The organism is Kitasatospora sp. NPDC089913, from assembly GCF_044748625.1.
Lineage (GTDB): Bacteria > Actinomycetota > Actinomycetes > Streptomycetales > Streptomycetaceae > Kitasatospora.
Genome location: NZ_JBIVGI010000016.1, coordinates 1 through 14,119 on the forward strand (window position 1 = coordinate 1; position 14,119 = coordinate 14,119).

Here is a 14,119-nt window from a genome sequence, read left to right on the forward strand (position 1 = left end):
TGGGGGCTTGTGGTTGCGGGGGGCTCGCACGGTGTTCCCGGTGAGCGGTGTGCTCGTTCGGTGCGACGCATTCGAAGTTACGGGGGTGGGGGTGGGCTTTCAAGGATTCGGAGGTTTAGGCACGTCAGCGGGGGGTTACCGTGGGTATGGATCATGAAAATGGGTTGATTTGAAGGCAAATGCCCCGATTTTCAAGATCAAACCAGACCCCGAAGTGGCCCGCACCACACCCCTGGCCCTGTGAGCCCGCGCACACCGTCGACAGCCCGTGACCGCCCCGCCCTCCGCCGGTGACGCCGCCGCCCCCGGCCGGGTGGCCCCCGCCACAGCCCTCACCCCCGGTGCGGGAACCGTCGCCCTCCGCACCGGCCTGCCCGCCCCGGACCCGCCGGACCCGGACCCGGACCAGGACCCGGACCCGCCCCGAGGGCGGGTTCCGGGCCCGGGCGGGGCTCAGCGGCAGAGGGCCGCGTCGACCGCGTCGGTCAGGCGTCCGGCAGTGGGCGCGTCCGGGACGGTGGTGACGGTGATGTTCGCCGCGCGGCCGTCCTCTGTGACGCCGCCCCTGGTCCGGTAGCCCGGGGAGGTGCCGCCGTGGCCCCAGACCAGGCCGCCGCAGCTCAGCGGCCTGCTCTGGATCCCCAGGCCGTAGCGGACCCCGGCGCCCAGGAACTCGGCGGGGACGGTGGTGCGCATCTGGGCGAGCTGCGCGGCGGGCAGCAGCCGGCCCGCCAGCAGCGCGCCGTAGAAGGTGTTGAGATCGGTGTTGGTGGACACCACCGCGCCGGCGGCCCAGGCCATCGAGGAGTCCATCGCGGTGTAGTCGACCGGCGGCGCGTCCGGGCCGGTGCGCAGGTAGCCGTGCGGGTGGGGCTCGCGGAGGGCGGTCTCCCCGGCGGCCGGGACGTAGGTGCGGCGCAGGCCGATCCGGTCGATGACGCGCTTGGTGACCTCCTCGCCGAAGGGGCGGCCGGTGACCTTCTGGATCAGCAGGCCGGCCACCAGGTAGTTGGTGTTGCTGTACTCCCAGCCCGTCCCGGCGGCGAACCGGGCCTTCTGGGCGAGTGCCCCGTCGAGCAGTTCGCGCGGCTCGAACCAGCGGAACTGGATGGTGGTCCAGTCGGCCAGTGCGGGAGCCTCCATGTAGTCGGGCAGGCCGCTGGTGTGCTGGAGCAGCTGGCGGACGGTGATGGTCCGGCCGTCGAAGCCGTCCCCGCGCAGCAGGCCCGGCAGGTAGGTGTCGACCGGCGCGTCCAGGCCGACCTTGCCCTCGGCGACCAGTTGCAGGACGACGACGGCGACGAAGGCCTTGGTGTTGCTGCCGGCCCGGATCTGCCCGTCGACCGGCACCCCGGCTCCGGTGGCCAGGTTGCCGACACCGGCGGTGTAGGTGCGGCTGCGGCCGTCGCGGCCCTTGACGGTGGCGAGGGCGGCGGGCATGCCGTCCGCCTTCACCAGTGCGTCGAGGCGCTGCTGCACGACGTCCGGGCGCGGTGCGGCGTGGGCCGTCGTCGCGGCCGGGGCGAGGGCGGCCAGGGCGAGCCCGGCGGTGGCGGTGGCCGTGGTGGCGTACCGCGCGAGGCGGATGCGGTGCGCCCAGCGCTGCGGGGCGTGTTCGTTCATCGGGACTCCACTGCTGCGAAGCGAGGGGTGAAGGGGTGGAGGGCGGGTGTCGGGCGCCCGGGGATCAGCGGCAGAGCAGCTCGTCCACCACCTGGTCCACGCGCTTCGTGGTGTCGGCGTCCGGGATCGTGGTCACGGTGAGGTTCACGGCGCGGCCGTCCTCGGTGGTGCCACCGGCGCTCTCGTAGCCCGGGATCGTCCCGCCGTGGCCCCAGGCGACGCCGCCGCAGGAGAGCGGGCGGCTCACCAGGCCGAGCCCGTAGCGGACCCCGGTGCCGATCGCCTCGGCGGGGACGGTGGTGCGCATCTGCGCGAGCTGGGCGGCGGGCAGCAGCCGGCCGCCCAGCAGCGCGCCGTAGAACCGGGTGACGTCGGTGTTGGTCGAGACGGCCGCACCGGCGGCCCAGCCCCAGGACGGGTCCAGCTCGGTGTAGTCGCGCAGCGTCCCGTCCGCGTTGCGCTGGTAGCCCTTGGGGTGGGCCTCGTGGATCGTCATGTCCCCGGGGGCGGGGAAGTAGGTGTGGCGCAGGCCGATCCGGTCGACGACGCGCTTGGTGATCTCCTCGCCGAGCGGGCGGCCGGTGACCTTCTGGACGATCAGGCCCGCCAGCAGGTAGCCGGTGTTGTTGTACTCCCAGTCGGTGCCGGGCGCGAAGTGGGCCTTCTGGGCCAGTGCGCCGTCGAGGAGTTCGCGCGGCTCGTAGTAGCGCTTGGGGTCCTTGAGGATGCCCTCGCGGTCCACGTACTCGGGCAGGCCGCTGGTGTGCTGGAGCAGCTGGCGCACGGTGATGTTCCGGCCGTCGATGCCCTCGCCGCGCACCAGTCCGGGCAGGTAGGTGTCCACGCTGCTGTCCAGGCCGACCTTGCCCTCGGCGACCAGCTGCAGGACCACGACGGCGGTGAACGCCTTGGTGTTGCTGCCGATCCGCACCTGTCCGTCCATCGGCACCTTGGCCTTGGTGGCCGCGTTGCCGACGCCGGCCGTGTAGGTGCGGGTGCGGCCGTCGCGGCCCTTGACGGTGGCGAGGGCGGCGGGCACCCCGTTCTTCTTGACCAGCGCGTCGAGGCTCTGCTGCACGGAGTCCGGGCGCGGGGCGGCGGAGGCCGTGGCCGGGGACAGGGCGCCGGCCACCACGGCGGCGGCGACCATCGAGGTCGCGGCCGCCATCGCACTGCGCCGGCTGCCGCGGAAGCGCTTCGGAAGGTGCTGCTGCGGTGCGTGCTCGTTCACGGGAAAGCCCCTCTTGGTAGGGCGCCGGAGCTCTTCCCGGCGCCCCTCAAGGGGATCATCGGACGGGCCGTCAATCCGTCCGCGCGGGGGACGATACCGGGCCGGGAACGTGCTCCGGGGCGGGGCGGGAACGTGCTCCGGGTCGGGGCCGGGGACGGGACCGTGCTCCCGGGGCCCGAGGGGCCGGCCCGGGACCCGCGGGGCCGGTCCCTACGCCGGCGCCGCTTCGTGGAGCCGGGTGAGCAGGGCCGTCAGCTGCTCCCGCTCCTCCGGGGCGAGTGGTGCCAGCAGTTCGGCGTTGGCGGCCTCGGCCAGCGCGCCGCAGCGGGCGAGGACGGCGGTGCCCTCCGGGGTGACGGTGACGGCGTTCTTGCGGCGGTCGGAGGGGTGCGGGCTGCGCAGGACGAGGCCCTCGTCCTGGAGGTGGTTGAGGATGCCGACCATGTCCTTGGGGTCGACGGACAGCCGGCGGCCCAGCTCGGCCTGGGTGACGGGACCCTGGTCGGCCGTCGCGGCCAGCACGGCGTGCTGCATGAGCTTCAGCCCCTCCGCGGCGATCGCGTCGGCGACCATCCCCCGGCCGCGCGCCGCGACCCGGCCGACGAGCCACGTCGGCAGGGACTGGATGTGCCGGAGCGCCGAGGCGGGAGCGGGTGTCAGGTCCGGGGTCGGGGCCGGGGTCAGTTCCGGGGTCAGGTCCGGCGTCGGGTCCGAGGTCATGGGTGCAGCCTATCCGGGAAACCGTTGGACAGCCCAATGATATTCGGCTTATCATTGGGGCATCCAATGAATTCGGACGGGGGAGGTCCTGTGCTGCGTATTCGTCATCAGGTCGACGGCGGACCGGAGGTGCTGTGCGCCGAGGAGGTCGACCCGCCCGAGCCGGGGGCCGGGGAGGTCCTGGTCCGGGTCGAGGCGATCGGGGTGACCCTGCCCACCGTGCGCAAGCTGCGGGGCAGCACCGAGCCGGTCCCGCTCGGCGGCGAGGTCGCGGGGGAGATCGTCGCACTGGGGGCGGGGGTCACCGGCCTCGCCGCCGGGGACCGCGTCACCGGGCTCTGCTTCACCGGCGCCTACGCCGAGTTCGCGGTCCTGAGCAGCGCCATGGCGTCCCGGATCCCGGACGGCGCGACCGCCGTGGAGGCGGTCGCGCTGGTCCGCAGCGGCCTGGTCGCGCGCGGCGCCTACGAGGCCGCGCGCCCGGAGCCCGGTGAATCGGTCCTGGTCACGGCCGCGGCCAGTGCCGTGGGTACGCTCGCCCTCCAGTACGCCGTGGCCGGCGGGGCGGCCCGCGTCGTCGCCGCCGTCGGCAGCCTCGACAAGGCAGGCTTCGTCCGGGGGCTCGGCGCCGACGAGGTGGTGTGCTACCGGGACGCCGACTGGGGCGGGCCGTACGACGTGATCCTCGACGGTGTCGGCGGCGACCTGCTCGGCCCCGCCGTCCGGGCGCTGGCCGCAGGCGGCCGGCTGGTGGCCTACAGCTCCGGCGGCGGCACCGTCGATGCGTACGAACTCCTGCTCCGCGGAGCCTCGTTGATCGGCTTCCAGATGCGGGCCGTCGCCCTCGGCAGGCCGGAGCTCTACCGGCGTTGGCTGCACGAACTCTGGCAGCTGCGCGACGCGGGCACCCTGCGCCCCGCCGTGCACGAGGAGATCCCGCTCCGCGACGCCGCCCGGGCCCACGCCGCGGTCGAGCAGCGCCGCAACCTCGGCAAGGTCGTTCTGGTCCCGTAGGTCCGGCCGGGTCCGCTCGGGTCCGCCCGCCCTGGCCCGGCCCGCCCTGGCCCGGTCGACCGGTCGACCGGTCGCGGGAAATGCGCTGGCGGCAGGGGCCCTCACCGGCGATCATGGCCCGCATGAATGATCAACCCGAGCGATGGACCCGGGCCACCGTCTACCCCGACATGTGGCTGAACCCCGACGACGACCCCCGTGACAACGAAGGGCCCTCGCCGGACGGGGAGTTGCCGACCCTCCGGGAGGCGATCACCAACTACCGGCTCACCCTGCGCCTCAAGTGCGACGGCCTCGACGCCGAGCAGCTCGCCCGCCGTTCGGTGCCACCGTCGACGATGTCGCTGCTCGGCCTGGTCCGCCACCTCGCCGAGGTGGAGCGGGACTGGCACAACTGGATCACCGACGGCGAGCGGCTGCCCAAGCTCTACGGCGCGCGGGACGCGGACTTCGACGGCGCCGTGGCCGAACAGGCCGTGGTGGACGCCACCTTCGCCGATCTGGAGCGCGAACAGGCTTCCCTGGACGCGGCGTTGGCCGTCCACTACGACGACCTCGGTGCGCGGGTGGGCCGGGAGGGGCTGGCGGTCCGCGAGATCATGCTGCACATGGTGGACGAGTACGCCCGCCACTGCGGCCACGCCGATCTCCTGCGCGAGTGCGTGGACGGCCGGGTCGGTCAGTAGCCGTGTCCGCGCCCGGTCTCCCCGCGCCCGGTCTCCCCGCGCCCGGTCTCCCCGCGCCCGGGCGACCGGCCCGCCCGCCGGGAGACCGGGGGCGGGCCGGTGACCGTCGGCCGGTCTAGAAGACCGAGACCCGACCGCTCTGCAGGTTTCCGTAGTAGGTCCCGTTGTACCAGAATCCGGCCGCGACGACGTACGTGCCGACCGGGAGGCCGGTCCGGGTCGCGGTGTAGAACTGCTGGCGCCCGGCGGTGCTCCAGGCACCGCAGCCGAAGTCCCGGACGCTGGTGGTGCTCCCGTTGGAGTTGACGAGCAGGAGTTCCGCGCAGGGCAGGATGTTGAGGTGGTTCAGGTTGTCGTAATCGATCGATCCGGAGATGCCGGTGAGGCCGTTCCCCTGGGCGCACGGGTAGCTGTTGACGCCCTGGGCGATGGAGCCCCAGCCGGTGCCCCGGCACTGCTGGCCCGCGGTGGTCGCGGCCGACGCGCCCTGGGCGCCCGCCAGCACCATGGTCAGCGCGGCGGCGGTCAGCGTCGACGCCGCGACGGTCCGTGTCGCGCGGCGCCGGTGGGTCCGGATGGTACGGAGCATGGTCGTGCCTTCCTGTCGAGTCCGGTGGATGCGTGTCGGCGCCGGCCTCCCCGGCCGTCGCGCCTGTCCCATCCTGCGAACGCGGCCGCTGACCGGCACCCCGTTTCGGGCTGGTCCGAAACCGGCCGGTAGCCCGGGCCCCGCCGGAGCTGACAGGATGTCGGCGACGTGCTGCCGCCCCGGCCGGCGGAGGCGCAGCAACGTTCCGGGGGACAGGTGTTACGGGTTCACTTCACCGCGGAGGATCTCGTCCGCGTCGGCCTGGTCGGGCCGTCGCCGCAGCTCGGGGAGGCGGTGCTGAGCCTCCAGGTGGCGCGGCGCTCCGACCAGCGGCAGCGGTTCGGTGCCTGGCGCGACGGGTTGCGCCCGCGTCTGCCGGTCGAGGTCGCGCCACTGCTGGACCTCGTCCGCGCGAGGGGCTGGATCCCCGACTTCCTCACCCCGGCGACCAATGCTGCTTCGCTGAGCGACGCCCTCGACGACGTCCGCGCGACTCCGCGGCACCGATTGGCGGCGGACCTCGCCGGGCTCGCCGCGTCGGGTGCCCTGCCCGACTGGGTCCGCTTGCTCGGCCACGGTGACCGGGGCGCGATGGAGGCCGTCACCCGGGCGCTGACGGTCTGGCACGAGGTCGCGATCGCGCCGCGTGCCGCTCGGATCCAGGACGCCCTCGACGTCGAACTGGCGCGGCTGACCACGATCCTGCAGTTCCGGGGCACGGGGGCGCTGCTCGGCTCCCTCCATCCCGATGTGCGCTGGCAGCAGCCCGTGTTGACGGTGCCGGGGCAGGCGGCCGTGGAGGTCCGTCTCGAGGGACGCGGCCTGACCGTCGCGCCGATGCTGTTCTGCGGGCCGGTGCCGAGGCTGCTGGACGGAGCGGTCGAGGAACCACCGGTCCTTTGTTACCAACTCCCCTTCGACCGCCTGCACGGCCCCCTCGCCGATGCCTCGCCGGTCCGGGAGCTGCACCGTGTCACCGCTCTCGGCCGGCTGCTGGGGGCGACCCGGTCCGCGGTCCTGCGCGGCGTCGCCGCCGCCCCCGGGCTCAGTACCGCCGAACTGGCCCACCGTCTGGACATCTCACTGGCGTCCGCGTCGGAGCACGCGACCACACTGCGGGCGGCGGGGCTGATCACCACGCAGCGCGACGGCAATCGCGTCCGCCACCACGTGACGGCGGCGGGGTCCGTTCTGCTCGACGCCCCGACGGCCGGGCCGTAGCGGTGCCGGGGCGACACGACGGGATCACTTACCGCTGGGCCGAGGACGTGGTGAGAAGGCTGTCGGAGCTGCCGTTCGCCGGCCTGCCTCTGCGCCGGTCCGCCCGGGTGGTCAGGGCGTGTGGTCACGGCGTGCGAGGCGGGCGCCGCCGTGCTCTCGGCGTTCGCGCGGGGCGGTGGCGGCGGGTCGGGGACGGTCGTGTCCCGGCCGGACCGGATCGACGCCCGGAAGAGTGGAGGGGGACGGTCGGGCGCGGTGTCGCGCCGTTCGAGGCGTCCCCGGTCAGCGACCGGCCGGACGATCGGGTGTCCGGCCGGTTCGCTGGGTGCGGCAGCCTGCCGCGGTGGTGCTCACGCGCCGAGGCGGGAGAGGAGCAGGCGTGCCCGCCGGGTCTTGGTCTCGGCGCGGTTCTTGAGGTGCAGCGCGTGGGCGAGGCGGTGCTGCTCGGCCTCGCGCATCCGCTCGTTGATGATCGCGCGCGCGGTTTCGAGGTGGTAGGTCATGACGGTCGTTCCCCCTGCCGGTGGGTAGCCCGCTGATGGCTTCGGCATCAGCCCCAAGGCCCCCTTGCGCTTTCGATTCTACACCATTTTTCGAGACCGGATCGTAATTTCGGAGTCGAGGCGGGCTGTTGTCCTGGTGTTTGAAGGTTCGTCGGTTGGTGAGCATTGGGTGTGCCGGGCGTGGCCGCCTGCCTTCCGGTGCTGGTCCGGCGGGGGGCGGGCTCCCGTCGGAGCCCGCCCCCTTCCCCCGTGTCGCCCGGTGGACGGCGGGCGGATGTCAGGCGGATTCGACCGGCAGGCCGGCCTCGACCCAGTCCTGGATCCCCTCGCGGTACTTGCGGACGTTGCTGTAGCCGAGGGCGGTGAGCCGGTCGGCGACCTGGCCGCTGTTCGGGCAGGCCGGGTTGGAGCAGTAGGTGACGATCGCGGCGTCGCGGTCGGGGAGCACGGTCGACACCCGGGCGTCGATCTCGGCCGCGACCAGCGCCACCGCGCCGGGAAGGTGCTGCTGGGCGTAGTAGTCGCCGCCGAGCGTGTCGACGACGGTCACGGCGTCGGCCTCGATCGCCGCGGCCAGTTCGTCGCGGGTGATGAGTGCGGTCATGGTGCCACCTCCAGAAGAATCGGACTACAGTCCTCTTATGGCTCACGACAGTAGCGGACCGCAGTCCGTTTATGCAACGCCCCTGGAACTCCTGCGCACGCCGCCGCCCAAGGAGCGCGCCGACGCGGCGCGGAACCGGATCGCGGTGCTGGACGCCGCCGCCAGGCTGTTCGCCGAACACGGTGTCGAGGCGGTCTCCATGGACCAGGTCGCCGCCGCCGCGGGCGTCGGCAAGGGCACCCTGTTCCGCCGGTTCGGCGACAAGTCGGGGCTGGCCGTCGCCCTGCTGGACACCCGCGAACGCGTACTCCAGGAGGCCGTCCTGCACGGTCCGCCCCCGCTCGGCCCCGGCGCGCCGGCCGGTGAGCGCCTGGCCGCCTTCCTCGACGCCTACTTCGACTACCTGCTGGAGCACCTGGCCCTGGTCCGGATGTCCGAGACCGCCACCCCCGGGGCCCGCTACCGCATCGGCGCCTACCGCTTCTGGCACCGCCACGTCGCGATCCTGCTCGCCACCAGCCCCGACCCCGACGCCACCGCCCACACCCTGCTCGCGGCCGCCGCCGCCGACCACGTCGCGGCCCTGCTCCCCGAGCTCGGCGAACAGCGCCTGCGCGCCGCCCTGCTCCGGCTCGCGGAGCGCGCGATGTGACGACCGGCCCTCGGCGGCGCCGGTCGGGCCTCTTGCCGGAGTCCCGCACCACCCGTACCGGCGGCACCGCCCGTACCCGGGTGCGTCACTGATGCCGCCGCACTGTCACAGGTCGGTCCCCGCTCGGTGAACGGAACCCGATCGTCGTTCCCAACTGCCCTTGGCAGCAGCATCCTTGGGCTGAATCCCGGACCGCACCGGGCGGTCCGGGGCCGCGAGCACAGGGGGACAGGTGGGAGCGGTCACGGCCATCGGCGCCGCCACGACGGCGGACGAATCCCGACCCGCGTGGATGGGGGCGGTGATCCGGGGCGGGCAGCACGTCGCCGACGCGCTCGGCATCCCCGCCCATCTGACCACCATGGACCCGGACACCGCCTTCGGTGTGATCGCGATGCCGGTCCTGCTGGCGCTCGTCGTCCTGGGCGTCCAGGCCGGAGCCATCGCACGCGCCGTCACCTCCCGGGACTTCTGGGACGACACCGGCCGCCTGCTCGGCGTGGCACAGCTCCTGCTGCTCGTGCTGGCCTACGCGTTCGGGGTGGGCGGGCAGTCTCGCTCGTTCGGCGACGCCGTCGGCGACATCCTCTCCGGGCAACTGCCTGACCTGCTGCCGATGGCCGTCGCGACCCAGTGGCTGCTGCTCTCCGTGCTCTGGCTGGTGGTCGGCGCGTCCGCCGGCGTCCGCCGCTCGGACCTGACGGCCCCGTTCGACGCGGTCCGCGGCATGGCCCTGATCGCGGTCTTCGTCGTGGCCTTCACCGCCGCCTGGATGGCGCCGCCCAGCGGCCCCGGGCCGGCCGGCCGACTGCCCGCGGCGCTCGCGGTCGGTGCCGTCCTCCTCCTGTTCGGTTACCTCAGCGCCGTCAGCCGCGGACACGAGCAGCGGCCCGACATCGCGCGCCGACGCCGCGAGGCACTGGAGCACAGCTTCCGCAGGCCCGGCGACGAGCCCGGGCGCGGCTCCGAGGGCCGGCCCGAGGAGGAGCTGATCGCCGCACTGCTCGCCCGGGGGCAGAACCGGCCCGTGCGGCCGGCGGGCGGCAGCATCTGGCTGCCCGCCCCGGCCCTCGTCCTGCGGCTGTGCCTGCTCTGGGCCGCACTGCTCGGGGTGCCCGCCGCGGCCGTCACCTGGATCTTCAGCACCGGACACTTCCCCCCGCCCGACCTCCCGGGTGTCCTGCGGGTCGAACTCGCCGTCCTGTCCGTCATGGTGCTGATGATGGTGTTCTCGTTCCGGCGCAGCCTCGACGGCCGCGTCCGGGTGTCCCCGGCCGTCCCCCGGCTGATCGACCTCAGCCTGCTGCTGTCGGTCGGCTGGCTGGGCCTGTCCGGCGCCCTCGACTCCCCGGTGACCCTGGGCCCGGTGCCCGCCTGGGCGGTGGCCCTGGTGCCACCCCTGGTGATCGCCGCACTGGTGCTCACCCTCGGCGTCCTCCCGCACCGCAGCCGGACCCCACGCCTGCCCCTCGCCCTGACCGTTGCTGTTCTCGCGGGCCCCCTCGTCCTGCCCCTGCGCGAGGCCCTCCAACACCTGCTGGGCGGCATCGTGCACGCCCTCGGGTAGGGCGGAACCGCGCCGGCGGACCGTCACCCTCATGGTTCAGGGGCACCGATCGGACCCGCGTGAAAGGATCGGGAGATGTCGGAGAGCAGCAGCGAGGACCGGCGCGGCACGAGGGCCGCGACGGAGCGGGTCGTCAACGAGGTCGCCCAGGGGCTGCGTACGTTGGAGGACGGGACTTCCTGGTTCTCGCTCCTTTCCCCGGTGGAGCGGAGGGCCGTCCTGGAAGAAGTCGCCGGGTACGCGATGCAGGCGCACATCACGGCCGCGGACGGGAGCGCGGGAGTGGCTCGGTCCGGTGTGAAGCCCACCGCCAACGCTTCCGTGATGATCCGGATGGATCCTCCTCGCTACGGATTCGCGACTCTCCCCGCCGAAGAACACATCAACGCGTTCCGTGTCCTGGTCGCGGCCTTCTCCGTCGCCGACACCCGACGCAGGCAGACGCACTGCAAGGGCGGCTGCGGGCACTCGTGGCACAACCTTCCCACCCAGGGCGACCGGCAAGAGGTGGATCCAGGGCTGTCACGGCCTCATCAGGGACGGGACCGTCGGCCCGGCGACGTGGGACGCCTTCCAGAACCGCGTCCCCGGCCGTTACGACCTCTACCCGGGCTGAGGGTTGTCCCTTGATCGATCTCTGAGTGTTCGAGGCGGGTCGGCCGACCGGCGGCCGTCCTGCCTCGGTTCGGGGCTGACCGTGGGTCTCTTCATCCCCACTCCGACCTGTTGGCCAGACGGCGATACCACCAGAACTCCGTGCGCCACTGGCGGCGGTGCGCGAAAGGGTCAGGGAGGGTGCGACGCAGGAAGACCGCATCCATGGGCTTCACGAGCCGGCTGAGCTCGGCACGGGCCCGTTCCGGCAGTCTCTCCAAGACTTCCTTCAGTACGTCACGCGCGTGCCTGACGTCGTCGTACGAACAGCCCGAGCACGAGCAGTACGACTCCTGCGGATACAGCGGACGTCTTCCTGGCGGACGCAGGAACTCGCGGTATCGCCGCAACGCCCACGCTGTGGCACCCGGGTGGATGCAGTAACTGTCGCTCAGATACTCGATCCGGTGCACAGCCAGGCTCGCTCCGGCGGAGAGTCCGCGAATCCGCAGCGGCGGAGCCGGCCCCCACGTGCGGGAGACCGGTCGTTCAGCGCGCAGTGCGCGTGGCCGTCTACGCGGCATCGGCCTTTCGACGCATCATCATGAGCGCCATGATGCCAGGCAGGACCGCCCTCTTGCACCCAGTTTCCGACCTCCGTAGCTGCCCTCGCAGACCTGCGAGGGCAGCGTCGTTGATTGCCGGTCGAGGTTCTTCACTCCGGTTGCTGCCTTGGGGCAATCCGTATCTGCGCGAGGGCAGCGGCCGGCGTGCCCTCGGGCTTTTGCGGGCGCTCGTCGGAGTGGGAAGTCGGAGAGCCCGACTTCCCACTCCGACGCAGCTGCTGTCAGCCGGTCGGCTTCGCGAACGCCGGCCGCACGAGCACGGCAAGCAGGGCCAGCACCGCCGCCGCGAAAAGTGTGAACAGGTGCTCCCCCGACAGCAGGCCGTAACCGAGCAGCACGACGTGCGCTGCTCCCGCCCCCACCAGGGCGGACGAAGCACGTGACGCCTTGTGCGGCGACTGCATCGCCCACAGACCCCGAGCGGCCCAACCGTTGACCCCGACCATGACGATCCCCGCGACCAGGAACACGTAGGGCACGTAGGCCGGAGTGGGCGCCGTCTCGTCCTCCAAGGCGATACCACCCGCAAGCAGCGGCATGGCAATGCAGAAGAAGAGAACGATCGCGATCGTCTCGAGCAGAATCAGGGCCATCGCACCCAGGAGGGCAGCAGTGGAGGAGCGAGTCATCTTGCCTTCCAGGCTTCGCGGCCGGACCGACCGTCAGTCGATATATCAGTTCTTCGCCAGTGGAAGCACGCCGGCGGTCTCGTGCCAGGCATCGAACCTCGAAGGGAGACAGGCCGGAAGCCCTGCGTCGCCACCCCGGCCCTGAATCGGCCGCGATTCGGAACATGGGCGTTGAGCTGCTAATCTTCTCGATGTCGCGAGGGACATGATCCCTCGCCAGGCGTCAGCGGTGCTACCAGAGCACGTCCTACTTTCAGTAGGAAGAGTCCGTGCAACCCGGGCCTGGCGCTCCACAGTCGGACGGGTCCGGCGCCACACAGGCGCCGGACCCGTCCGCGTTTCCCACTCGCGAAGCGGGATGCACGGGATACCCTTGCTGCTCACAGTTGGTCCGGCCCGAAGACGACCGGGCCGAGGTCGGCCAGGACTTGGGCGGGGCTCAGTGAGGGCCGCCCTCCAGGCCGCGGACCCGACCTCGGCGGCCAGGTCTTCGGCTCCCTTGTGGTCCAGGATGTACTGCACCCGGAACGAGCCGCTGCCACGGCCCCGATGGTGAGAACAGTCGGTGGATGCGGACCTCGTCCGCCTGTGCGGGGAGCGGTCCGGGTCGGAGTACTCGCGCGGCTGGTTCGGGGAATCAGCCCCGCGTACGTGGGGAGCAGACTGTAAAGCTGTGGGTCAACGTGCCTTGACCGGCTGGTGCGGAGCAGTCGGGCTGGTCGGATCCAGCGCCTGCTGGGTGGCCGTTCGGGTGCGTGCGCCGTCCTGGGTGTGGGGCCGGACAGTGCTGCGGTGTGCTGGTGTCCGGGCTGTCCGGGTGTCCGGTCAGGTGGTCTGATCTGGGGAAATCGGCCGGACAGTGACCGGACAGCTGGGGTGGCTGTCCGGTGGGTGTGCCTGTCATTCACTGCTGATGGTGTCGTGCGGCGTCGCGGGCATCGGCCAGGTTCGCTCGTACCGTGTGGGTGTGGGGGTGGGTGTGGCCGAGGGTTTGTTCGCACTGGGTGAGGTTGGTCTCGTAGAGGTGGATGGCGCGGTCCAGGTCCCCGGCGGCTCGGTAGGCGTTGGCGAGGCTGTTGCGGCTGATGAGGGTGTCGGGGTGGGTGTCGCCGAGGTGCTGTTCGTACTGGGTGAGGTTGGTCTCGTGGAGGTGGATGGCGCGGTCCAGGTCCCCGGCGGCTCGGTAGGCGTTGGCGAGGTTGTTGCGGCTGATGAGGGTGTCGGGGTGGGTGTGACCGAGGGCCTGCTCGTACTGGGTGAGGGTGGTCTCGTACAGGGGGATGGCGCGGTCCAGGTCCCCGGCGGATGCGTAGGCGTGGGCGAGGTTGCCGCGGCTGGCCAGGGTGTTGGGGTGGGTGTGGCCGAGGGTCTGTTCGCGTTGGGTGAGGTTGGTCTCGTGGAGGTGGATGGCGCGGTCCAGGTCCCCGGCGGCTCGGTAGGCGTTGGCGAGGTTGTTGCGGCTGGTGAGGGTGTCGGGGTGGGTGTGGCCGAGGGTCTGTTCGCGTTGGGTGAGGGTGGTCTCGAACAGGGGGATGGCGCGGTCCAGGTCCCCGGCAGCCCGGTAGGCGTAGGCGAGGTTGCCACGGCTGGCCAGGGTGTCGGGGTGGGTGTGGCCGAGGGTCTGCTCGCGTTGGGTGAGGGTGGTCTCGTGGAGGGGGATGGCGCGGTCCAGGTTGCCTGCGGATTCGTAGGCGTTGGCGAGGTTGTTGCGGCTGGTGAGGGTGGAGGGGTGGGTGTTGCCGAGGGTCTGCTCGTACTGGGTGAGGGTGGTCTCGTAAAGGGGGATGGCGCGGTCCAGGTTGCCTGCGGATTCGTAGGCGTTGGCGAGGTCGTTGCGGCTGGTCAGGGTCTGGGGGTGGG

The 14,119-nt window shown here is 72.4% G+C and carries 14 protein-coding genes; 6 read left to right on the forward strand and 8 right to left on the reverse strand.

All coding sequences use genetic code 11. The features are described 5' to 3' along the window. Nucleotides 1–453: 453 nt before the first annotated feature. The 3 genes from ACIPYS_RS23545 to ACIPYS_RS23555 all read right to left on the reverse strand — a co-directional run bounded on the left by ACIPYS_RS23545 (nucleotide 454) and on the right by ACIPYS_RS23555 (nucleotide 3,574). Nucleotides 454–1,623: a serine hydrolase domain-containing protein gene (locus tag ACIPYS_RS23545; RefSeq protein ID WP_400749089.1), complete on the reverse strand. Its 1,170-nt coding sequence runs from the start codon at nucleotides 1,621–1,623 to the stop codon at nucleotides 454–456. Nucleotides 1,624–1,687: 64 nt separating this feature from the next. Beyond that, the gene (locus ACIPYS_RS23550; RefSeq protein WP_400749496.1) at nucleotides 1,688–2,791 is read right to left on the reverse strand and encodes a serine hydrolase domain-containing protein; all 1,104 of its coding nucleotides are present in this window, start codon (nucleotides 2,789–2,791) and stop codon (nucleotides 1,688–1,690) included. Nucleotides 2,792–3,064: 273 nt separating this feature from the next. After that, on the reverse strand, nucleotides 3,065–3,574 hold the full coding sequence (locus ACIPYS_RS23555) for a MarR family transcriptional regulator (RefSeq protein ID WP_400749092.1): 510 nt from the start codon (nucleotides 3,572–3,574) through the stop codon (nucleotides 3,065–3,067). A 90-nt stretch (nucleotides 3,575–3,664) separates the two neighbouring features. Between ACIPYS_RS23555 and ACIPYS_RS23560 the strand changes: the two genes are divergently transcribed. Together ACIPYS_RS23560 and ACIPYS_RS23565 are read left to right on the forward strand one after the other, a co-directional pair. Beyond that, a complete protein-coding gene (locus ACIPYS_RS23560; protein ID WP_400749095.1) occupies nucleotides 3,665–4,588 on the forward strand; it encodes a zinc-binding alcohol dehydrogenase family protein in 924 nt (307 codons plus the stop codon). 113 nt (nucleotides 4,589–4,701) lie between these two features. Next, nucleotides 4,702–5,274 carry a DinB family protein gene (locus tag ACIPYS_RS23565; protein WP_400749098.1) on the forward strand — a complete coding sequence of 191 codons (573 nt, stop codon included), beginning with the start codon at nucleotides 4,702–4,704 and terminating at the stop codon, nucleotides 5,272–5,274. A 115-nt stretch (nucleotides 5,275–5,389) separates the two neighbouring features. Here the strand turns inward: ACIPYS_RS23565 and ACIPYS_RS23570 are convergent, their stop codons facing one another. Continuing rightward, the gene (locus ACIPYS_RS23570; RefSeq protein WP_400749101.1) at nucleotides 5,390–5,863 is read right to left on the reverse strand and encodes a hypothetical protein; all 474 of its coding nucleotides are present in this window, start codon (nucleotides 5,861–5,863) and stop codon (nucleotides 5,390–5,392) included. A 216-nt stretch (nucleotides 5,864–6,079) separates the two neighbouring features. Between ACIPYS_RS23570 and ACIPYS_RS23575 the strand changes: the two genes are divergently transcribed. Next, on the forward strand, nucleotides 6,080–7,084 hold the full coding sequence (locus ACIPYS_RS23575) for a helix-turn-helix domain-containing protein (RefSeq protein WP_400749103.1): 1,005 nt from the start codon (nucleotides 6,080–6,082) through the stop codon (nucleotides 7,082–7,084). Nucleotides 7,085–7,434: 350 nt separating this feature from the next. Here the strand turns inward: ACIPYS_RS23575 and ACIPYS_RS23580 are convergent, their stop codons facing one another. Both ACIPYS_RS23580 and ACIPYS_RS23585 read right to left on the reverse strand, forming a co-directional pair. Next, nucleotides 7,435–7,587: a hypothetical protein gene (locus tag ACIPYS_RS23580; protein WP_159425062.1), complete on the reverse strand. Its 153-nt coding sequence runs from the start codon at nucleotides 7,585–7,587 to the stop codon at nucleotides 7,435–7,437. Nucleotides 7,588–7,864: 277 nt separating this feature from the next. Further along, complete coding sequence (locus tag ACIPYS_RS23585; RefSeq protein ID WP_093863010.1) at nucleotides 7,865–8,191, reverse strand: rhodanese-like domain-containing protein; 327 nt, start codon at nucleotides 8,189–8,191, stop codon at nucleotides 7,865–7,867. A gap of 37 nt (nucleotides 8,192–8,228) precedes the next feature. On the opposite strand from ACIPYS_RS23585, the gene ACIPYS_RS23590 reads away from it, so the two are divergent. The 3 genes from ACIPYS_RS23590 to ACIPYS_RS23600 all read left to right on the forward strand — a co-directional run bounded on the left by ACIPYS_RS23590 (nucleotide 8,229) and on the right by ACIPYS_RS23600 (nucleotide 11,040). Beyond that, on the forward strand, nucleotides 8,229–8,843 hold the full coding sequence (locus ACIPYS_RS23590; protein ID WP_173862174.1) for a TetR/AcrR family transcriptional regulator: 615 nt from the start codon (nucleotides 8,229–8,231) through the stop codon (nucleotides 8,841–8,843). A gap of 232 nt (nucleotides 8,844–9,075) precedes the next feature. Then, nucleotides 9,076–10,410, forward strand: a complete 1,335-nt coding sequence (locus ACIPYS_RS23595; protein WP_400749108.1) for a hypothetical protein — start codon at nucleotides 9,076–9,078, stop codon at nucleotides 10,408–10,410. A 75-nt stretch (nucleotides 10,411–10,485) separates the two neighbouring features. After that, nucleotides 10,486–11,040: a DUF5958 family protein gene (locus ACIPYS_RS23600; protein ID WP_400749111.1), complete on the forward strand. Its 555-nt coding sequence runs from the start codon at nucleotides 10,486–10,488 to the stop codon at nucleotides 11,038–11,040. A gap of 811 nt (nucleotides 11,041–11,851) precedes the next feature. Here ACIPYS_RS23600 and ACIPYS_RS23605 read toward each other — a convergent pair. Beyond that, nucleotides 11,852–12,223: a hypothetical protein gene (locus tag ACIPYS_RS23605; RefSeq protein ID WP_400749114.1), complete on the reverse strand. Its 372-nt coding sequence runs from the start codon at nucleotides 12,221–12,223 to the stop codon at nucleotides 11,852–11,854. 940 nt (nucleotides 12,224–13,163) lie between these two features. Beyond that, a partial coding sequence (locus tag ACIPYS_RS23610) for a tetratricopeptide repeat protein (protein ID WP_400749116.1) occupies nucleotides 13,164–14,119 on the reverse strand: 956 nt, incomplete at its 5' end.